Genomic DNA, 19,281 nt, shown 5'->3' on the forward strand with positions numbered 1-19,281 from the left:
ATCGGTGCGAGGCTGCCCCCGCGTTACGGGCCGGTCGCCGGCATCCCGGTATACGGCGCCTCCTTGGGCTCGGGAACTTCGAGCCCGCAGCGGGCCAGCTCGTAGAGCGGCACCCGGTCGATGCGGTACTGGGTGAACTCGTAGGCGTGCACCAGGTTCGACAGGAACCGCCGCGGCCCCATCGGCCCGCGCACCGCGTTGAGCATCGCGTCGGTGGCCGGACATTCCAGCGCGGCCTGCGCCTGCCGGATCCACTCCTCGTCGATGTAGCCGGGGATGAACGGCGGCTCCTTGAGGAACGGTCCCTCGGCGATAGCCCAGTCCGGGAACAGGTTCTTGTCGTGGCCGATGCGGCCGTCCTCGAGCCGGGCGGTGTGCGCGGCCAGCGGATTGGCCAGCCCGATCTGGTCGATCACCCGCACATCGAGCCCGACGTTCATGCCCAGCATGCCGAGGTTGGTGAAAAACACTGTGTGCGGGCCCTTGTAGTCCTCCGGTGCGTCCGGCGGCGGCGGGAGCGCGGGCACCACGTCCCACTGGTCGTAGTTGCCCGACGGCAACAGCAGCGCACCGTCGGGGGTGTTCTCCAACGCCTCGAGAACCGCGCGCATCCGCGGATAGTCCAGGTAGTCGGCGGCGGTCAGCGGATGCGCATGCCCGGTGGCCTGCGCGTAGAAGCGTCGCTCGTCGACGATGCCGCTGTAGGTCACCCGGGTGGCGTCCTTGCCCATCCCGCCCGAGTTGGCCGCCCACAGCGCCCAACCCGCGACGGCCAGCCACAGCAGGCCGGTGGCGCCGACGAACAGATAGCCTGCGCCGCGGGCCATTCGGGTGGTATCGGGCAGCACCACCGGGATCACCGACACCGGCAGCAGCATGCAGAACAGCGGGGTCAGCAGCACCCGGCCGTGCATGAAGTCGCCGCCCTGCCGGATCCAGTACACCCCCTGCAGCAATCCGCTGATCAGGAAGAAGATCACCACCGCGGCCGGGCTCTGCACCATCCGCACCAACCGTCTGCGACCGGATGCGGCGGCACCGCCGGACCCGCTGCGCCCGCGGGTCACCCACACCACCGCGCCGAGCCCGGCCAGCAGGATCGCCGGCGCCCACAGCAGGTAGGGCTGGTTGAAGTTGGCCAGGTACACGAACCCCTGTGACCACTTCGCGCCGGAGGCGTCCTTGGCGACGGCGGTGGCCGGAAAGATCAAGCCGTAGTAGCCCATCCGGAATATCTGGTACGCCACCGGCAGCAGTCCGCCCGCGACCAGCAGCACCGCGCGGCTGCGCCAGTCGCGCGCCGCGACGAGCATCATCACCAGCGCCAGACCGCCGAGCAGGGCCAGTTCCGGGCGCACCAGCACGCTGAGGCCGGCCAGGAACGCCAGCGCGATGTCGAAGGCGCCGGGTCGCCGTCGCGGTGCGGTCTGCGGCCCGGCGGGTTGCCTGCGGATCGTCGGCGCACCGCCGCGCGGATCGGCCGGCTGGTAGGCGCGCGGTTGCTGCGCCCAGCACACCATCATCCACCACAGCAGCCCGAGATAGGCCAGCACCAAACCGTTTTCGAGCCCGGAGGTGGCGAAGTCGCGGGCCGGCGGCACGGCGATGTAGACCAGCGCACCGGCGGGCAGCATCAGCGCGCGGCGCCCGCGCAGGCTCGGCGCATAGAGCCGGCCGGTGCCCAGCATCGCGAACACCACGCCCAGCACGCTGAGCACCAGAGCCAGCGTGAGCACCACGTACTCCAGGCGCACGGATCCCCCGACCAGCGCACCCAGGTACACCAGGTATGTCCACACGGTGGAAGTGTTGGCCTCCACCCGCTCGCCGGCGTTGAACACCGGTCCGTTGCCCGCCAACAGGTTTCGGATCGTGCGCAGCACGATCAGGCCGTCGTCGGCGATCCAGCGCCGCTGCCAGGCGCCCCACCCGAACAGCGCCGCGACCACGATCACGCTGGCCCACAGGCTCAGCCGGACCGTGGTGTCGTAGCGGAACGCCGGCCATCGGGCCAGGCGACGGTTGAGCTCACCGGTCCACGCGGTGGACCGGACCGCCGTGTCAGCTGAGGAAGACGGCGGCACCGATGGTCCCGATCCACGCCAGCAGCAGCAGCTGCAGAACCCGGTCCTTCAACGCGATCTCTTCGGGCTCACCGGCCAGTCCGCCGTCGACGTCGACCGCGTAGCGCAGGATCGCGATGGTGATCGGGACGATCGAGACCGCGTACCAGGACGCCGTCGCGCCGTCGCGCTCGAAGGCCCACAACCCGTAGCACAGCACCATCGCGGTCGCCGACAGCGTCCAGACGAACCGCAGATAGGACGCGGTGTAGCTCTCCAGCGACTTGCGGATCTTGGCGCCGGTGCGCTCGGCGAGCTGCAGTTCGGCGTAGCGCTTACCAGCCACCATGAACAGAGACCCGAACGTCATCACGAGCAGGAACCACTGCGACAGCGGGATTCCCGCGGCCGCGCCGCCCGCGATGGCGCGGATCAGGTACGCCGAGGACACGATGCAGATGTCGAGCACGGCCTGGTGTTTGAGCCCGAAGCAGTACGCCAGCTGCATCGCGATGTAGACCGCGATCACGATGGTCAGGTTCGTCGAGGCCAGCATCGAGATGCCCAGTGCCGCAACGACGAGCACCGACGACGCGATGTAGGCCAGCCACTCGGGCACCACGCCCGCGGCGATCGGCCGGAACCGTTTGGTCGGGTGCGCGCGGTCGGCCTCGACGTCGCGGGCGTCGTTGACCAGATAGATCGACGACGCCGCCAGCGAGAAGGACACGAACGCGATCAGGATCTTGACCCCGACCTCGCCGTAGTCGTAGTCCACGTCGCCGCCGAGCGCCGCGATCGGCGCGGCGAGCACGAGCAGGTTCTTGACCCACTGCCGCGGGCGGATCGCCTTGACCAACCCGCTGACGACGTTCTTCGGCGGTCCCTTGACCGGTGCCGGTTCGCTCATTGGCCGTACGCTTCCTGCGCTGCTGTCACTGGAGATGCTCATCGGTCCCCTCCGGTGCGGTCGGCGACGGTACCGACGGCCTTGGCCACCGCGGCGCCGACCGCGACACCGGTGAGGACGTCACTCGGGTAGTGCACGCCGAGCACCAGGCGCGACAACGCCATCGGCGGCACCAGCACGGCGGGCAGCGGCAGGCCGGTCGCCCTGGCCATCAGCACCGCAGCGGCCGTGGTGGACGTCGCGTGCGCGGAGGGGAAACTCAACCGGCTCGGTGTGCCGACGTTGACCGCGATCGCCGGATGGTGCGGACGTTCGCGCCGGACAACACGTTTGATCAGCACCGCGGCGGCGTGCGCGCAGAACGCCCCGGCCCCGGCGGCCAGCCAGGCGCGCCGGCGTCGCGGCGCGAGCACCGCGCCCAGCATCGAGACCGCCACCCAGCCCAGGCTGTGCTCACCGAAGTGCGACATCGCCCGCGCGGCCGCCACCACGCCGGGCCGGCCGGCGAGGGCGGACTGCACGGCGACCAACGCGGCCTCTTCGCCGCGCGGCTGTTCAGCCATGGCGTGCCGACTCCACGGTGTCGGTGGAGTTGAGCACCGACTCCCACCGCTGCGTGCTGGTCAGCATCGGCAGCGCCTCGCGGTAGACCTTGCGCATCCGGTTGAACTTGCGCGCCAGCAGCGCTTGGCGTTTGAGCGATTCGCGCAGCAGCTCGAACATCTGCTCGCGGTCGCGCTGGCGGTAGACCACCCCGCGGCCGTCGGCGGTGGTCACCGTGACCCCGTCGACCCGGCACAGCGAGAACCAGCGGGCGTCCTGGGTGGCGACGTTGATCTGCGGGCGGCGATGGTGCTCGGGGTCGTGCGCCTTGAGTTGGTGGAGCACCCCGCGGGCCAGGCGCCACGAGATTGCGGGTGCGTTGGTGGGGATCTTGACCTTCTTGCGCCAGCGCTTGTCCGACGGTTCCGGTAGCACGGTCGCACTGGGCAGCACCACCGCGTCGGAGTACTCCTGGCGCATGGCCCGCACCTCCGGCAGCGCCGACTCCAGGATCGAGAACAGGTGCTCGGGTCCGGCCAGGAAATCGTCCATCGCCCGGTTCTGGATGGCGACCGTCGAGTATTCAAGGCACAGAAGGTGTTTCATCGTCGCCTTGAAGTGGCTGGCGATCAGGCCGCGGACGTTGCCGTCCCAGTGCAGCGCGGCGACGACCAGCCGGTTGCGCAGGTGGAAGTACGCCTGCCAGTCGATCGCGTCGTCCTTGTCGCTCCAGGCCATGTGCCAGATCGCAGCGCCGGGCAGCGTGACGGTGGGGTAGCCGTGCTCACCGGCGCGCAGCCCGTAATCGGCGTCGTCCCACTTGATGAACAGCGGCAGCGGCTGGCCGAGCTCCTCGGCGACCTGCCGCGGGATCATGCACATCCACCAGCCGTTGTAGTCGACGTCGATGCGGCGGTGCAGCAGCCGGCTGCGTTCCTGCTCCTCGTCGCTGAGCTTGTACTTCGCGAAGTTGTGGTCGTATTCGGTGTTGACCGCATTGGTCCACATGAAGTTCTCGGAGTCGACCATCTCGCCCATCACGTGCAGGTGCGACGGCTCCTGCAGGTTGAGCATCTGACCGCCGACCAGGGTCGGCTTCTTGGCGAACCGGTTCATCGCCAGCGCCCGCAGGATCGAGTCGGGCTCGATGCGGATGTCGTCGTCCATGAACAGGATCTGTTCACAGTCGGTGTTTTTCAGCGCCTCGTACATCACCCGGCTGTAGCCGCCGGACCCGCCGAGGTTGGGTTGGTTGTGGATGGACAGCCGGTTGCCCAGCGCCGCGGCGGCCTCGTCGAAACCGGGGTGGTCCTTGGCTTTCCTGGTGCCCTGGTCGGAGACGATCACCGCGCCGATCACCTGGTCCACCAACGGATCCGACGTCAGCGCGGCCAGTGCGCTGACACAGTCGGCGGGCCGGTTGAACGTCGGGATGCCGACCGTGACGTTGGCCCGGCCCGGTGCGGGCACCGGGGCGTACCAACCGGCATGGTGCAGCGTCGATTTGGCGTCGGTGGCGATGTCGAACCAGATCCAGCCGCCGTCCTCGAACGGGGTCAGGTCGAGTTCGAACTCGACCGACGCGGGCTCCCCCTCGCGTTCGCTGACCACGGGTGCACCGCCGACGGTGATCCGCGCGCCGGTGGCCTTGGAGCGGTAGACGTCCACCCGCGCGCTGCCGGTCAGCTCGACCCGCAGCACCACGGTGTCCAGCGTGGACCAGCGCCGCCAGTAGCTGGCGGGGAAGGCGTTGAAGTACGTCGCGAACGACACCTCGGATTCGGCGCCGATCTCGAGTTCGGTTCGGCTGGGCGCGTGCGCGCGCCTGGCGTTGGTGTCGGCTTCCTCGATGTAGAGCTTGCGGACGTCATGCGGTTCGCCGGGGCGCGGCAGGATGATGCGCGCCAGCAGGCTGACCGCCTTGGATTCCGCGGCGTCGAGCGCGCCGGACGGGATGTCGCTCATGCGGTACTGCTTTCTGGGGGGTCGGCCAGCGGCGCACCGTCGCGCAGGTGCGGCGCGAGCGTGTTGTCGTACATGCTCAACGCGCTGGCGATGGCCATGTGCATGTCCAGGTACTGGTAGGTGCCCAGGCGTCCACCGAAGAGCACTGCGGCCGAGGCTGTTTCAACTTTGGCCCGGGCGCGGTAGGCGGCCACCAGCGCCCGGTCGGCCTCGGTGTTGATCGGGTAGTAGGGCTCGTCGTCGGCGTCGGCGAACCGGGAGAACTCGCGCATGATGACCGTCTTGTCGGTCGGGTACTTGCGTTCCGGGTGGAAGTGGCGGAACTCGTGGATCCGGGTGTAGGGGACGTCGAGATCGTTGTAGTTCATCACCGGGGTGCCCTGGAAATCGCCGGTGTCGAGCACCTCCATCTCGAAATCGAGTGTGCGCCAACCGAGTCGACCCTCGGCGTAGTCGAAGTAGCGGTCCAGCGGGCCGGTGTAGACCACCGGCGCGGCCGGGCTCTCCGCGCGCAGCCCGTCGCGCACCTCGAACCAGTCGGTGTCCAGCCGGACCTCGATGCGCTCATCGGCGGCCATGTTCTCCAGCCAGCGGGTGTACCCGTCGACCGGCAGGCCCTCGTAGGTGTCGTTGAAATAGCGGTTGTCGAACGTGTACCGCACCGGCAGCCGGGCGATGTTGGCGGCGGGCAGGTCCTTGGGGTCGGTCTGCCACTGTTTGGCCGTGTACCCCTTGACGAACGCCTCGTAGAGCGGACGCCCGATCAGCGAGATGGCCTTCTCCTCGAGGTTCTGCGCGTCCTCGGTCTTGATCTCGGCGGCCTGCTCCTTGATCAGCTGTCGGGCCTCGTCGGGGGTGAAGTACTTGCCGAAGAACTGCGACACCAGGCCCAGACCCATCGGGAACTGGTAGGCCTGTCCGGCGTGCATCGCGAAGACGCGGTGCTGGTAGCCGGTGAACTCGGTGAACTGTCGCACGTAGTCCCACACCCGCTGATTGGACGTATGGAACAGGTGCGCCCCGTATTTGTGCACCTCGATGCCGGTCTCGGGTTCGGGCTCGGAGTACGCGTTGCCGCCGATGTGCGGACGGCGTTCGACGACCAGGACACGCTTGTCGAGCTGCGTGGCCACGCGCTCGGCGATCGTCAGGCCGAAGAATCCGGAGCCGACGACAATCAGGTCGAAACGTCCGGCTGGCTGGCGCGCTGGGCCCCCGGGATTGGCAGTCGTCATCGGCAGTCAGGGTATCCGACCGTGACCGCGCCCCTCGAATCCGACAAGGGCGCAAGGTTGCGATCGGCTCACGATTCCATATCGTCACTTTAGTCTCACTAGTCACAGCCGTACCGTCGATCACGTCGGCTATCCCTGTCGACGGCGCCAACCGGGCTCGTTCACGCCGCGCACGACCCAACTGGCCCACTAGCAGACGTAGTCCATGTATTGAGGAGACTTCCGTGCCGAACCGACGTCGACGCAGGCTGTCGACAGCCACGAGCGCAGTCCTGGCCCTGGCAGTCGCGAGTCCCGCCGCAGTGGTCGCCGTGAGCGAACTGTCCGACAGCACCAAGCCCGGGCCGCAACAGCGCGAGTTCGTCCAGGCGGCGCTGATCACCGACCTGCCCAACGAGCTGATGTCCGCCCTGTCCCAGGGGCTCTCCCAGTTCGGCATCAACCTGCCGCCGATGCCGACCGGGATTCTCACCGGTTCCGGGCCGGGCACCACGACGACATTGACCTCGCCGGGGTTGACCTCGCCGAGCCTGACCACGCCCGGTCTGACCTCGCCGAGCCTGACCACGCCGGGGCTGACCACGCCCGAACTGACCACGCCCGGTCTGACCGCGCCGAGCCTGACGACTCCCGGGCTGACCACGCCGGAATTGACGACGCCGGGGTTGACCGCGCCCAGCGCGACGGTGCCGCCGATCTCGGCGACGGGTCCGTCGCTGACCGATCCCGGCCTGACCAGCCCGGCGCTGACCAATCCGGCACTGACCAGCCCGACCACCCCGGGGCTGTCCACCCCGCCGGCGCTGACCGATCCGGGACTGGCCACCGTGCCGATCTCGGCGGGTGCCGGGCTGCCCGCACCCAGCGAGATCCCGATCTCCGCGCCCATCGGACTGGACCCGGCCGCGGGCACCTATCCGATCCTCGGCGACCCGTCGCTGGCGACGATGCCCGCGGCCACCAGCGGTGGCAGCGGCGGCATCATCGGCGAACTGTCCGGCATGGCCGAGCAACTCGGCGCCGGACAGGCGATCGACCTGCTCAAGGGCATGGTGATGCCGGCGATCATGTCGGCGGTCAAGCCGCCCGCCGTACCCCCGGTGCCGGGCCCCGGCCCGGCCCCGGTCCCCGGCGCCTGAGACCTGTTACCCGACGGCACCGCAGAAGCTTCCCCCGGCTCTGCGGTGCCGTTGCAGGTCGTGCCCGACATTTAACGGCCCGATCAGCCGTGTCGTACCACTAGCAACATCTGACACATACGTAACATCGGTCCGTGCCTGCTCGTCGTCCAGCGCCCTCGCTGCTGTTCACTGCGCTGGCGGCGACGTTGGTGCTGCTGCCGATGGCCGTGTACGGCCTGCCCGGTGAGGACACCGGCGCACCGGCCGCCGACGCACCGCAGGTGACCGAGCAGCCACTCACCGTCGGCGGCGGCGAAACGATCCGCGAGCTGCACCAGGACACGCCGTTCTCCATGGTCGCGTTGACCGCCCAGGACCTGACCGGGACCAGCGCTCGGGTGCGCGCCAAGAAAGCCGACGGCAGCTGGGGCCCCTGGTACGACGCCGAACCGATGGAGGGCGTCGGCCCGCAGGACGCCGGTCCGGGGCTGCGCGGCACCGAGCCCGTGTTCGTCGGCCGCACCACCACCGTGCAGATCGCGGTCATCCGCCCGCCGGGCACCCCGGCCCCGGCCGCGCCGAAACCGGCCACAAAAGCGCCCGACCTCGGTTACGTGCCGGCCAACGTCGAACAACCCGTCGGGCAGAACCTCAACGCCGTGCTGATCAGCCCGCCGCAGGCGCCGGTCGACACGCTGCCGGTGCCGTCGGCGGTCAACGCGCCGGGCCAGCCGCCCAACATCATCGCCCGGCCGCAGTGGGGCGCCGACGAATCGATGCGGTGCGGCCCGCAGTACGACGTGGGCATCCGCGCCGGCATCGTGCACCACACCGCAGGCAGCAACGAGTACGCACCCGAGGACTCGGCGGGCATCGTCCGGTCGATTTACGAGTACCACACCCGCACGCTGGGCTGGTGCGACATCGCCTACAACGCGCTGGTCGACAAGTACGGCCAGGTGTTCGAGGGCCGCGCGGGCGGGATCACCCGGCCGGTCGAGGGCGCGCACACCGGCGGGTTCAACCGCAACACCTGGGGTGTGGCGATGATGGGCAACTTCGAGGTGGTGCCGCCGACCCCGATCCAGGCCCGCACCACCGGACGGCTGCTGGGCTGGCGGCTCGGCATGGACCGCATCGACCCGCGCGGGCAGGCGGTGCTGCCGTCGGCAGGCGGGTCGTTCTCGAAGTTCCCGGTCGGCGCGACACCGACGCTGCCGGCCATCTTCACCCACCGCGACGTCGGCGTCACCGAGTGCCCGGGCAACGCCGCCTACGCGCTGATGGACCACATCCGTGACATCGCGGCGCGCTTCAACCACCCGCCCGGACCCGACGACCTGGCCGAATCCCTGCGCGGCGGTGCGATTTTCGCGCGCTGGGAGGCGATGGGCGCGATGAACAGCCCGCTGGGCAGGCCGACATCGCTGGAGGCCGCCGGAGACCGCGACGCCCGCTACGTGACGTTCGAGAACGGCGCCGTGTACTGGTCACCGAACAGCGGCGCGCAACCGGTCGTCGGCGAGATCTACCGGGCATGGGGGACGCTGGGCTTCGAGCGCGGCGCGCTGGGACTGCCGACCAGCGCCGAGATCCACGAACCGCTGTGGATCGTGCAGAACTTCCAGCACGGCACGCTGAACTTCGACCGCGAGAGCGGCACGGTCACCCGCGTCGCCGACGGCGTGCCGGTGGAGCTGCCCAAACCGATGATCGAGAACCCGCCCGTCCAACTCGAGCGCTTCACCCCGCCGATCAGCCCCAGCTAGGCGTCCCACCACCGCTCGAGCACCCGGGCCACACCGTCCTCGTTGTTGGTGGCGGTGACCTCGTCGGCGGCGGCCAGCGCGTCGGGGTGCCCGTGCCCCATCGCCACGCCGAGCCCGGCCCAGCGCAGCATCGGCACGTCGTTGGGCATGTCGCCGAACGTGACGACGTCCTCGGCGGCGATGCCGAGCGGGCGGGCCAGGTCCTCGACGCCGCTGGCCTTGCTGATGCCGACCGGCATCACCTCGATCAGCCCGTTGTTGGTGGAGAACGTGATGTCCCCGTGCTCCCCGATCTGGTCGGCCAGCACCGCGGCCATGTCGTCACTGCGGGCGCCGGCCTTGCGGATCAGCAGTTTGATCGCCGGTTCGCTGAGCAGGTCCGCCAGCGACACCTCGGTGTTGTCGGGATTGAGCCAGGCGTGCTCGTAGCCCGGTGAGCTGACGAACTGCGGGGTGGCCGCGTCGTGAGCGCTGGCGCCGACCCGCTCGACGGCCAGCCCGGCGCCGGGGATGAGCCGGGTCGCGATCTCGGCCAGTTCCCCGAGCACGTCGGTGCCCAGCGTGTGCGCGGCCAGCACCCGGTCGGTGGCCGGGTCGTAGACCACAGCGCCGTTGGCGCACACCGCCATCGGGGCGAACCCGAGCGCGTCGACGACCGGCTGCACCCACCGCGGCGGGCGCCCGGTGGCGATCACGAACTCGGTGCCCGCCTGTACGGCCGCGGTCAGCACCGCCCGCGTACGGGGCGTGACCTTCTCGTCGTCGTCGAGCAGGGTGCCGTCGACATCGGAGGCGATGAGCCGGGGCATGCCTGAAGTCCGCGTCATTACGGTGATCCGCCCTCTCGCACCGGCGTCACCGGTCGTCGCATTCGGTCACCACCGGCGGTCACCGGTGGCTTCTGGATTCTCGCTCGGCGCGCCTGCGCGCCCGCTCGGCGAGTTCAGCCTCGTCGAGCTGTTTGGCCTCGTCGAGTGTCGGCGCGCCGCCGCCCAGCCGCCGGGGTACCCAGAATGCCCCTTCCGGATGCGGATACTCCAATTGCACCTTGTGCAGCAGTTCGGTCATCGCGGTGCGCAGCCGCTGCAGCGTCTCGGCCATGGTGTCGGCCGCCGGCAGCGGCGCGCCGGCCTCGACGATGATCGGGATCTTGCTGCGGCCCAGCCGACGCGGATGGTCCTTGGTCCAGATCCGCTGCGCGCCCCACACGATGAGCGGCACGATCGGCACCCCCGCCTCGGCGGCCATCCGGGCCGCGCCGGTCTTGAAGTCCTTGAGCTCGAAGCTGCGGCTGATGGTCGCCTCGGGATAGACCCCGACCAGCTCACCGGCCTGCAGTCGCTCCACCGCGACGGCGTAGGCGCCCGCGCCGGCGCGACGGTCCACCGGGATGGTGCCGGTGCGACGGATCAGGAAGTTGATCACCTTCACTTCCTGCATCTCTTCTTTGATCATGAAACGCAGCCGCCGGCCGCGGTAGTGCACGGCCAACGCGGCCGGCAGCCAGTCGACGTAGCTGGTGTGGTTGATCGCGATCACCGCACCGCCCTCGGCCGGGATGTGGTCCAGGCCGCGGTAGGAGATCCCGATCCCGTTGATCCGGACCGCCGCCTTGACGAGCACCTCGAGCGAGTAGAAGACGGGCTCCACAGGCGCTACTCCGGGGCTCCGGTCGGATCGGGCCGCTGCGCGCTCGGATCTGCGCGCTGCGCGCTCGGATCTGCGCGCTGCGCGCGGCGCGCGGTCTTTTCGGCCGCCTCGTCGGCGTCCATCCGGTTGGCCTCCGCCAGCGTCGGCGCGCCGCCGCCCAGCCGGTGCGGCACCCAGAACTCACCGGCCGGATGCGCACCGTACTCGTCCTGCACCCGCTCCAGCAGGTGCTGCATGCGCGAGTGCAGCAGCGCGGTCAGCTCCGGGGCCGGCAGCGTCGGCGGGATCGGCTCGCCGACCGCGATCGAGATCGGCACCTTGGGCCGCCACATCTTCTTGGGATGCCCCTTGGTCCAGATCCGCTGGGCGCCCCAGACGATGTGCGGGACGATCGGCACGTCGGCGGCGATGGCCATCCGCGCCGCGCCGGACTTGAACTCCTTGATCTCGAAGCTGCGGCTGATCGTGGCTTCGGGGTAGACGCCGACCAGCTCACCTTCCTTGAGCTTCTGGCAGGCCTGGGCGAACGAGTCGGCGCCGCTGTCGCGGTCCACCTCGATGTGGCGCAGGCTGCGCATGATCGGCCCGGAGATCTTGTTGTCGAAGACCTCCTTCTTCGCCATGAACCGGACCTTGCGGCCGAGGCCCTGCCGGTAGGCGGGCAGACCGGCGAAGGTGAAGTCGAAGTAGCTGGTGTGGTTGATCGCGATCACCGCGCCACCGGTGGTGGGCAGGTTCTCCACGCCGGTCACCGTGAACTTCAACCCCTGCACGCGCCAGATCGTCCGTGCCAGCGCAATAACGGTGCCGTATACCGGTTCCACATCAGGCAGCCTAGTCGCGTGAGCGCACCCACCGAACCCGTGCCGACACCGGCCGTCGTCATCCGCATCGCCGCCGGACGGCCGGTGCGCGCGGTGTGGGTCAACGAGTTGGGCGGGGTGACGTTCGAGGTCGGCGGCACGGAGTTCGTGAAGGTGGGGGACGCGCACCTGTTGGCCGCCGAGGAGCCGCGGCTGCGCTGGGCTCGGCGCTACACACTGGTTCCCGAGGTCCTGGCGGCCGGGCCGGGTTGGCTGCACACCGCGCGGCTGCCCGGGTACTCGGCGGTCGACCCGCGGTGGGCCGACGATCCCCAGACTGCGGCGCGCGCGATCGGCACCGGGCTGCGGCGGTTGCACGACGCGCTACCGGTCGCCGATTGTCCGTTCGGCCGCCCGTCCTGGGTGCCCGCCGACGCGCCACCCGCCGACCGCCCGGTGGTGTGCCACGGCGACCCGTGCTCACCGAACACGCTGCTCGACGACGACGGCGCGTTCAGCGGGCACGTCGACCTCGGCGACCTGGGTGTCGCCGACCGGTGGGCCGATCTGGCCGTCGCAACCATGTCGCTGGACTGGAACTTCCCCACCGGGGGTCCGGGCGGCTTCCAGGAGATCCTCCTCGACGCGTACGGCGCGGCCGCCGACGTGGACCGCATCGCCTTCTACCGCCGCGCGTGGGACGGGGACCAGCCGGCGGCGGGCTAGACTCGCGGCGGGAAACCACACACGCAGGAAGGGTATTTGTGCAGGTCACGAGCATTGGTCACGCGGGATTCCGCATCGACACCGCGGCGGGCAGCGTGCTGTGCGACCCGTGGGTGAACCCTGCCTACTTCGCGTCGTGGTTCCCGTTCCCCGACAACAGCGCGCTGGACTGGGACGCGCTCGGCGACTGCGACTACCTGTACGTCTCGCACCTGCACCGCGACCATTTCGACCCGAAGCTGCTACGCGAGCACGTCAACAAGGACGCCGTCGTGCTGCTGCCCGACTATCCGGTCCCCGACCTGCGCCGCGAACTCGAGAAGCTGGGCTTTCACCGGTTCTTCGAGACGACGGACTCGGTGCGCCACACCGTCAGCGGACCCAAGGGCGAACTGGGTGTGATGATCATCGCGCTGCGGGCCCCCGCCGACGGTCCGATCGGTGACTCCGGGCTCATCGTCGACGACGGACAGACGGTGGCGTTCAACATGAACGACGCCCGGCCCGTCGACCTCGACGTCGTGCACGCCGACTTCGGGCACGTCGACGTGCACATGCTGCAGTACTCGGGCGCGATCTGGTACCCGATGGTTTACGACATGCCCGCCCGCGCCAAGGAGGCGTTCGGCATCCAGAAGCGGCAGCGCCAGATGGACCGCTGCCGCCAGTACATCGCGCAGGTGGGTGCGACGTGGGTGATCCCGTCGGCGGGCCCGCCGTGCTTCCTCGACGACGACCTGCGCGACCTCAACGACGACCACGACGACCCGGCCAACATCTTCCCCGACCAGGTGGTGTTCCTGGACCAGATGCGCAGCCACGGCCACGACGGCGGGCTGCTGATGATTCCCGGCACGACGGCGACTTTCACAGGCTCACAACTGGATTCGGTGAAGCACCCGCTGCCCGACGCCGAAGTCGAGTCGATCTTCACCACCGGCAAGGCCGCCTACATCGCCGATTACGCCGAGCGCATGGCTCCGGTGCTGGCCGCCGAGAAGGCGAGCTGGGCGCCGGCCGCCGGCGAGTCGCTGCTCGAACCGCTGCGCACGCTGTTCGAACCGATCATGGTGCAGAGCGACCAGATATGCGACGGCATCGGCTACCCCGTCGAACTCGAGCTGCGCGGCGGCGGCCACGACGAGACCGTCGTCTTGGATTTTCCGAAACGGGTTGTGCGTGAACCGATCCCCGATGAGAAGTACCGCTACGGGTTCGCCGTCGCGCCCGAGCTGGTTCGCACCGTGCTGCGCGACAACGAGCCGGACTGGGTCAACACGATCTTCTTGTCGACCCGGTTCCGGGCCTGGCGGGTCGGCGGGTACAACGAATATCTGTACACGTTCTTCAAGTGCCTGACCGACGAGCGGATCGCTTACGCGGACGGCTGGTTCGCCGAGGCGCATGACGACACCGCGTCGATCACGTTGGACGGCTGGGAAATTCAGCGACGCTGTCCGCACCTGAAGGCGGATCTGTCGAAGTTCGGGGTGGTCGAGGGCTCGACGTTGACCTGCAACCTGCACGGGTGGCAGTGGAACCTGCAGAACGGCCGCTGCCTGACCACGAAGGGCCACGAACTGCGCAGCAGGCAACTATGACCGCGCCGCAGCAGTTCTACGACGACGGCATGATCCAACTCGACCGCGAGGCGATCACGCTGCGCCGCTACCACTTTCCGTCGGGCACGTCGAAGGTGATTCCGCTGCGGGCGGTGCGCGGCTACACCGCGACCCCGCTGAACTGGATGCACCGCTACCGGCTGTGGGGCAGTTCGGATCTGCGTCGCTGGCTTCCGCTGGATGTGCGCAGGCCGCTGAAGAACACGCTGATCACCCTCGACGTCGACGCACGGTGGCAACCGGCGTTCACCCCGGCCGACCCCGACCTGTTCGTCGCCAGGCTGGCCGAACTGCTGCCTTAGCGCCTGGCGCGCCGCAGGCGTCGCAGCGCGAGTACGCCCGCGCCCGCGGTGGCCAGCCACGGGCCCGCCACGATGACCGGGTCCAGCCACATGTGGTTGACGTCGGCGCGCCTGCTCCTGGCCCGCGCCGCGACACCGTTGTACTTGAACTCGGTGGTCAGGCCGGTCTGGGTGACCGGGTTGTCCGGGTGCAGGCTCAGCAGCGACAGCAGATGGTTCTCGAGCGCGTCGACCCGGTCGGCGAGGATCAGCAGCAGCCAGTGCGCGGCGCGGCCTTCGCTGTAGGTGCGGTAGGAGTAGCGCCGGATCGCTCCGGACAGCCCGCGCGGCGGGGTCGACGTGCCGAACACCGGGGTCAGGATCTGGTGCTCGATCGAGCGTTCCCGCGGCCACTTCTCGGGCTGGCGTTCGGGGAACTCCCAGCGCGCGCCGGTCTCGACGGCGGCCAGCTTGGGCACCGACGGCCGGTCGGCGGGGTCGAGGTCGGCACCCCAGCCGGGGATGCGGGCGCGCAGTTCGTCGGACGACGGGACGGGCGGGTGGTCGGCGGTGTAGGTCATCAGCGTCCTCTCAGGCGGCGCCCGCCACGATGACGGGTTTGATGCAGTCGTCGAGTTTGGCGGAGAAGATGTGGTAGCCCTCGGCGATGTGTTCGAGCGGAATCCGGTGCGTGACAATGTCACTGGGCTTGAGATAGCCGTTCTGGATGTGACTGAACAGCCGCGGCCACTGCCGTTTGACCGGGCACTGGTTCATCCGCAGCGTCAGCCCCTTGTTCAGCGCGTCGCCGAACTTGACCGCCGAGAAGATCGGGCCGTAGGCGCCCATCACCGAGATCGTGCCGCCTTTGCGCACGGAGTCGATGGCCCAGTTCAGCGCGACCGGGGAACCGCCCTGCAGCTTGAGCTTCGCTCCGGTGACGTGCTGCAGCAGGTTGCCGTCGGCTTCGGCGCCGACGGCGTCGATCGCGACGTCGGCGCCCAGATAGCCGGTGGTCTTCTTCATCTCGACGACGATGTCGTCGTACTCGACGAAGTTGAGGGTCTCGGCGTGGGCGAAGGTGCGGGCCTTCTCCAACCGGTACTCGAGGTGGTCGATCACGATGACCCGGCCGGCGCCCATCAGCCAGGCCGATTTCGCGGCGTACAACCCGACCGGTCCGGCGCCGAACACCGCGACCACGTCGCCTTCGGCGATGTCGCCGAGTTGCGCGCCGAAGTAGCCGGTGGCCAGCGCGTCGGTGCACATCAGCGCGTCCTCGTCGGACATCCAGTCCGGGATGATGCTGGGGCCGACATCGGCGAACGGCACCCGCACGTATTCGGCCTGCCCGCCGTCGTACCCGCCGCAGGTGTGCGAGTAGCCGTAGATGCCGCCGACGGCGGTCGCGTTCGGGTTGACGTTGTGACAGTTCGAGTACAGCCCGCGCGAGCAGAAGTAGCAGGAACCGCAGAAGATGTTGAACGGCACCATGACCCGGTCACCGGGCTTGAGGTTCTGCACCGACGGTCCGACGCGGTCGACGACGCCGATGAACTCGTGACCGAACGTCATCCCGACCCGGGTGTCGGGCATCATGCCGTGGTACAGATGCAGATCCGAGCCGCAGATCGCGGCCAACTGCACCCGCACGATCGCATCGTTGGGATGCTCGATCGCCGGGATGTCCTTCTCCTGAACCCGGATCTTGTACGGGCCGCGGTACACCATGGCTTTCACGGGGGCAGAGCTACCCGGACCCGGCAGCGTGAAACATCGGCTCCGGCGTGCGCCGCCCGCTATTTCTTCGGCGTCAGCACTTCGGTGCCGACGTACGGCACCAACGCTTCCGGTACGCGCACGCTGCCGTCGGGCTGCTGGTGGTTCTCCAGGATCGCCACCAGCCACCGGGTGGTGGCCAGCGTGCCGTTGAGGGTCGCGGCGGTCTGCGGTCGGCCGTCGTCGTCGCGGTAGCGCACCGACAGCCGGCGCGCCTGGAACGTCGTGCAATTCGACGTGGAGGTGAGCTCGCGGTAGGTCTGCTGGGTGGGCACCCACGCCTCGCAGTCGTACTTGCGGGCTGCCGACGAGCCGAGGTCACCGGCGGCGATGTCGATGATCCGGTAGGGCACGTCGATCATCGCCAGCATCTGGCGCTGCCAGCCCAGCAGCCGGTCGTGTTCGGCCTCGGCGTCTTCGGGTTTGCAGTAGATGAAGCCTTCGACCTTGTCGAACTGGTGCACCCGGATGATGCCGCGGGTGTCCTTGCCGTGGCTGCCGGCCTCGCGGCGGAAACACGACGACCACCCGGCGTAGCGCAGCGGCCCGCCGCTCAGGTCGAGGATCTCGTCGGCGTGGTAGCCGGCCAGCGGCACCTCCGAGGTGCCGACCAGGTACATGTCGTCGGCCTCGAGCCGGTACACCTCGTCGCTGTGCGCGCCGAGAAAACCGGTGCCCGCCATGACTTCCGGGCGCACCAGCACCGGCGGGATCATCAGCGTGAAACCGTTGTCCACGGCCAGCCGCACGGCCAGTTGCATCAGGCCCAGCTGCAGCAGCGCTCCCGCGCCGGTGAGGAAGTAGAACCGGGCCCCGGCGACCTTGGCGCCGCGTTCGAGGTCGAACAGCCCCAGCGACTCGCCGAGTTCGACATGGTCTTTGGGGTTGTCCAGGCGCGGTGGGTCGCCGACGACGTCGAGCACCGTGTAGTCGTCCTCGCCGCCGGCCGGCACGCCGTCGAGGATCACGTTGGAGATCTTCATGTGCGCCTCGGTGAACGCCTTGGCGGCCTCGGACTGGGCGGCCTCGGCGGCCTTGACCTTCTCGGCGAGCGCCTTGGCCGCCTCCAGCAGGGCCGGGCGTTCCTCGGGTGACGCTTTGCCCACCTTCTTGCTGGCGGTCTTCTGCTCGGCGCGCAGGTTGTCGGCCGCCGACACCGCGGCGCGGCGCGCGGCGTCGGATTCGAGCAGGGCGTCGACGAGGCTCGGGTCTTCCCCGCGGGCACGTTGCGAGGCCCGGACGGCTTCGGCGTTTTCGCGCAGCAACTTGAGGTCGATCACGCGGGCAACCCTACTGGTCGAGGGGGCCGTCCAGCACAACCGCGTAACTTTACAACTGCATCACTTGTCACAGCGCCTGACACGCCTGTCACAATGGAGCAGATGTTGGAGGCACCCGGGCACCCGAACGGCGCTGACGCGCCCGATTCGCGGCCAGCCGACTCAGGCCGGGTGGCGTGGTGGAGAAGCGTCCACGCCACGTCGACCAGTCGTGCGTTGTTGCTGATCGCGCTCGGCGGGATCCTGATCGCCGGGCTGATCACGGCGCTGCCGCAGTCCGAGGGCGCCAGCGGGTTGACCGCGAGCACGATCTCGCTGGGCCCCCGCGGTAACGAGACGTTCTCGCACGCCAAGGCCGGTGACTGCCTGAACTGGCCGGACCGCACCCCGGACGCCGCCACGATCGTCGACTGCAACGAGGAACACCGCTTCGAGGTCGCGCAGTCGGTGGACATGCGCACCTTCCCCGGCAGCGAGTACGGGCCCGAGGCGCCACCGCCGTCGGCCGCCCGCATCCAGCAGATCAGCCAGGAGCAGTGCTCGACGGCGGTGAAGCGCTACCTGGGTGCGCGCTTCGACCCGAACAGCCGGTTCACGGTCAGCATGCTGTGGTCCGGCGACAAGGCGTGGCGCCAGTCCGGTGAGCGACGCATGCTGTGCGGTCTGCAGCTGCCCGGCCCCAACAACCAGCAGCTGGCCTTCAAGGGCAAGGTCGCCGAGATCGACCAGTCGAAGGTGTGGCCCGCGGGCACCTGCCTGGGCATCGATCCGACCACGAACCAGCCGACCGACATCCCGGCCGACTGCGCGGCCCCGCACGCCATGGAGGTCACCGGCGCGGTCAACCTCGCCGAGAAGTTCCCAGGCGGGCTGCCGCCCGAGCCGGAGCAGGACAGCTTCATCAAGGACGCGTGCACGCGGATGACCGACGCGTACCTGGCGCCGATCCAGCTGCGCAGCACCACGTTGACGCTGATCTACAGCACGATCTCGGCACCGAGCTGGGCGGCGGGCAGCCATCAGGTGTCGTGCAGCATCGGGTCCACGCTCGGCAACGGCGGGTGGTCGACGCTGCTCAACAGCGCCAAGGGGCCGTTGCTGATCAACGGTCAGCCGCCGGTGCCGCCGCCCGACATCCCCGAGGAACGGCTGAACTTCCCGCCGATCCCGATGCCCGAACTCGACGACTCCAGCAGCAGCTCGTCGGCGACCAGCGACCAGTCCTCGAGCAGCAGCGCCAGCGACACCTCCAGTGACACGTCCAGCGACCAGCAGACCTCGCACGGTCCGGGTCCGCTGCACAGCGACGGCACGACCGCGACCGAGGCGCCGCCGACCGACGCCCCCGCGCCGCCGCCGGGCAACGTGTTCCTCGGCGGCCCGCCACCACCTCCGGTCGCGACCTATCGCACCGCGGTGATGACCCGGTTGCGGCTCGTCGGCATCGGGGTGCCCGCCCTGGTCGGCGTGTTCGTCGGGCTCTTCGCGGTCGGGCAGTGGGAGACCGTGCAGTTGTTCCTGCACGGCAACAGCT

17 protein-coding genes are annotated in these 19,281 nt (G+C 69.3%); 6 read left to right on the plus strand and 11 right to left on the minus strand.

What is annotated here, in order from left to right; genetic code table 11:
* Positions 1-23: 23 nt before the first annotated feature.
* Genes zomB through glf form a run of 5 tightly spaced genes read right to left on the minus strand, consistent with a single transcriptional unit; the run spans position 24 to position 6,716 of the window.
* Positions 24-2,084 carry a terminal beta-(1->2)-arabinofuranosyltransferase gene (gene zomB, locus BHQ18_RS25190; protein WP_069416383.1) on the minus strand — a complete coding sequence of 687 codons (2,061 nt, stop codon included), beginning with the start codon at positions 2,082-2,084 and terminating at the stop codon, positions 24-26.
* Positions 2,062-2,973 carry a decaprenyl-phosphate phosphoribosyltransferase gene (locus BHQ18_RS25195; RefSeq protein WP_069416384.1) on the minus strand — a complete coding sequence of 304 codons (912 nt, stop codon included), beginning with the start codon at positions 2,971-2,973 and terminating at the stop codon, positions 2,062-2,064. The genes zomB and BHQ18_RS25195 overlap by 23 nt, the downstream gene beginning before the upstream one ends.
* A 38-nt stretch (positions 2,974-3,011) precedes the next feature.
* Positions 3,012-3,536, minus strand: a complete 525-nt coding sequence (locus BHQ18_RS25200) for a phosphatase PAP2 family protein (RefSeq protein WP_069416385.1) — start codon at positions 3,534-3,536, stop codon at positions 3,012-3,014.
* On the minus strand, positions 3,529-5,481 hold the full coding sequence (locus BHQ18_RS25205; protein ID WP_069416386.1) for a glycosyltransferase: 1,953 nt from the start codon (positions 5,479-5,481) through the stop codon (positions 3,529-3,531). The genes BHQ18_RS25200 and BHQ18_RS25205 overlap by 8 nt, the downstream gene beginning before the upstream one ends.
* Positions 5,478-6,716, minus strand: a complete 1,239-nt coding sequence (gene glf / locus BHQ18_RS25210) for a UDP-galactopyranose mutase (protein WP_069416387.1) — start codon at positions 6,714-6,716, stop codon at positions 5,478-5,480. Before glf ends, BHQ18_RS25205 begins: the two co-directional genes overlap by 4 nt.
* A 224-nt stretch (positions 6,717-6,940) precedes the next feature.
* Here glf and BHQ18_RS25215 point away from each other — a divergent pair, with 224 nt between their 5' ends.
* Both BHQ18_RS25215 and BHQ18_RS25220 read left to right on the plus strand, forming a co-directional pair.
* Positions 6,941-7,855 (plus strand): hypothetical protein, encoded by a 915-nt coding sequence (locus BHQ18_RS25215; protein WP_069416388.1) that lies wholly within the window; start codon positions 6,941-6,943, stop codon positions 7,853-7,855.
* A 134-nt stretch (positions 7,856-7,989) separates the two neighbouring features.
* On the plus strand, positions 7,990-9,606 hold the full coding sequence (locus BHQ18_RS25220; RefSeq protein WP_069416389.1) for an N-acetylmuramoyl-L-alanine amidase: 1,617 nt from the start codon (positions 7,990-7,992) through the stop codon (positions 9,604-9,606).
* Here the strand turns inward: BHQ18_RS25220 and BHQ18_RS25225 are convergent.
* The 3 genes from BHQ18_RS25225 to BHQ18_RS25235 all read right to left on the minus strand — a co-directional run bounded on the left by BHQ18_RS25225 (position 9,603) and on the right by BHQ18_RS25235 (position 12,080).
* Positions 9,603-10,415 (minus strand): Cof-type HAD-IIB family hydrolase, encoded by an 813-nt coding sequence (locus tag BHQ18_RS25225; protein ID WP_069416390.1) that lies wholly within the window; start codon positions 10,413-10,415, stop codon positions 9,603-9,605. The genes BHQ18_RS25220 and BHQ18_RS25225 overlap by 4 nt on opposite strands.
* 79 nt (positions 10,416-10,494) lie before the next feature.
* Positions 10,495-11,256 carry a lysophospholipid acyltransferase family protein gene (locus BHQ18_RS25230; RefSeq protein WP_069416391.1) on the minus strand — a complete coding sequence of 254 codons (762 nt, stop codon included), beginning with the start codon at positions 11,254-11,256 and terminating at the stop codon, positions 10,495-10,497.
* Positions 11,257-11,261: 5 nt separating this feature from the next.
* Entirely contained in the window at positions 11,262-12,080 is an 819-nt protein-coding gene (locus BHQ18_RS25235) for a lysophospholipid acyltransferase family protein (protein ID WP_069416392.1), read from the minus strand.
* Between the two features lie 18 nt (positions 12,081-12,098).
* Here BHQ18_RS25235 and BHQ18_RS25240 point away from each other — a divergent pair, with 18 nt between their 5' ends.
* The 3 genes from BHQ18_RS25240 to BHQ18_RS25250 are packed head-to-tail and all read left to right on the plus strand — an operon-like array spanning position 12,099 to position 14,709.
* Positions 12,099-12,785: a phosphotransferase gene (locus tag BHQ18_RS25240; protein WP_069416393.1), complete on the plus strand. Its 687-nt coding sequence runs from the start codon at positions 12,099-12,101 to the stop codon at positions 12,783-12,785.
* 38 nt (positions 12,786-12,823) lie between these two features.
* Complete coding sequence (locus tag BHQ18_RS25245) at positions 12,824-14,386, plus strand: MBL fold metallo-hydrolase (RefSeq protein WP_069416394.1); 1,563 nt, start codon at positions 12,824-12,826, stop codon at positions 14,384-14,386.
* Positions 14,383-14,709 carry a hypothetical protein gene (locus tag BHQ18_RS25250; RefSeq protein ID WP_069416395.1) on the plus strand — a complete coding sequence of 109 codons (327 nt, stop codon included), beginning with the start codon at positions 14,383-14,385 and terminating at the stop codon, positions 14,707-14,709. Before BHQ18_RS25245 ends, BHQ18_RS25250 begins: the two co-directional genes overlap by 4 nt.
* Here the strand turns inward: BHQ18_RS25250 and BHQ18_RS25255 are convergent.
* From BHQ18_RS25255 to serS, 3 genes are read right to left on the minus strand one after another with little or no spacing between them, the layout of a single operon-like run.
* Positions 14,706-15,269, minus strand: a complete 564-nt coding sequence (locus tag BHQ18_RS25255; protein WP_069416396.1) for a hypothetical protein — start codon at positions 15,267-15,269, stop codon at positions 14,706-14,708. The two genes, BHQ18_RS25250 and BHQ18_RS25255, sit on opposite strands and share 4 nt — an antisense overlap.
* A 10-nt stretch (positions 15,270-15,279) precedes the next feature.
* Positions 15,280-16,428: a zinc-dependent alcohol dehydrogenase gene (locus BHQ18_RS25260; protein ID WP_069416397.1), complete on the minus strand. Its 1,149-nt coding sequence runs from the start codon at positions 16,426-16,428 to the stop codon at positions 15,280-15,282.
* A gap of 59 nt (positions 16,429-16,487) precedes the next feature.
* The gene (gene serS / locus BHQ18_RS25265; protein ID WP_069416398.1) at positions 16,488-17,747 is read right to left on the minus strand and encodes a serine--tRNA ligase; all 1,260 of its coding nucleotides are present in this window, start codon (positions 17,745-17,747) and stop codon (positions 16,488-16,490) included.
* Positions 17,748-17,840: 93 nt separating this feature from the next.
* On the opposite strand from serS, the gene BHQ18_RS25270 reads away from it, so the two are divergent.
* The coding region (locus BHQ18_RS25270) for a septum formation family protein (RefSeq protein WP_084294369.1) at positions 17,841-19,281 on the plus strand (1,441 nt) is incomplete at its 3' end.

Origin of the sequence: Mycolicibacterium flavescens, from assembly GCF_001722335.1 — a bacterium.
GTDB classification, from domain to species: Bacteria; Actinomycetota; Actinomycetes; order Mycobacteriales; family Mycobacteriaceae; genus Mycobacterium; species Mycobacterium flavescens.

Coding starts and splice junctions, on each gene's coding strand:
- BHQ18_RS25195 (WP_069416384.1), bottom strand. CDS start 2,973: ATGAGCGAACCGGCACCGGTCAAGGGACCGCCGAAGAACGTCGTCAGC.
- BHQ18_RS25200 (WP_069416385.1), bottom strand. CDS start 3,536: ATGGCTGAACAGCCGCGCGGCGAAGAGGCCGCGTTGGTCGCCGTGCAG.
- BHQ18_RS25205 (WP_069416386.1), bottom strand. CDS start 5,481: ATGAGCGACATCCCGTCCGGCGCGCTCGACGCCGCGGAATCCAAGGCG.
- glf (WP_069416387.1), bottom strand. CDS start 6,716: ATGACGACTGCCAATCCCGGGGGCCCAGCGCGCCAGCCAGCCGGACGT.
- BHQ18_RS25225 (WP_069416390.1), bottom strand. CDS start 10,415: ATGCCCCGGCTCATCGCCTCCGATGTCGACGGCACCCTGCTCGACGAC.
- BHQ18_RS25250 (WP_069416395.1), top strand. CDS start 14,383: ATGACCGCGCCGCAGCAGTTCTACGACGACGGCATGATCCAACTCGAC.
- BHQ18_RS25255 (WP_069416396.1), bottom strand. CDS start 15,269: ATGACCTACACCGCCGACCACCCGCCCGTCCCGTCGTCCGACGAACTG.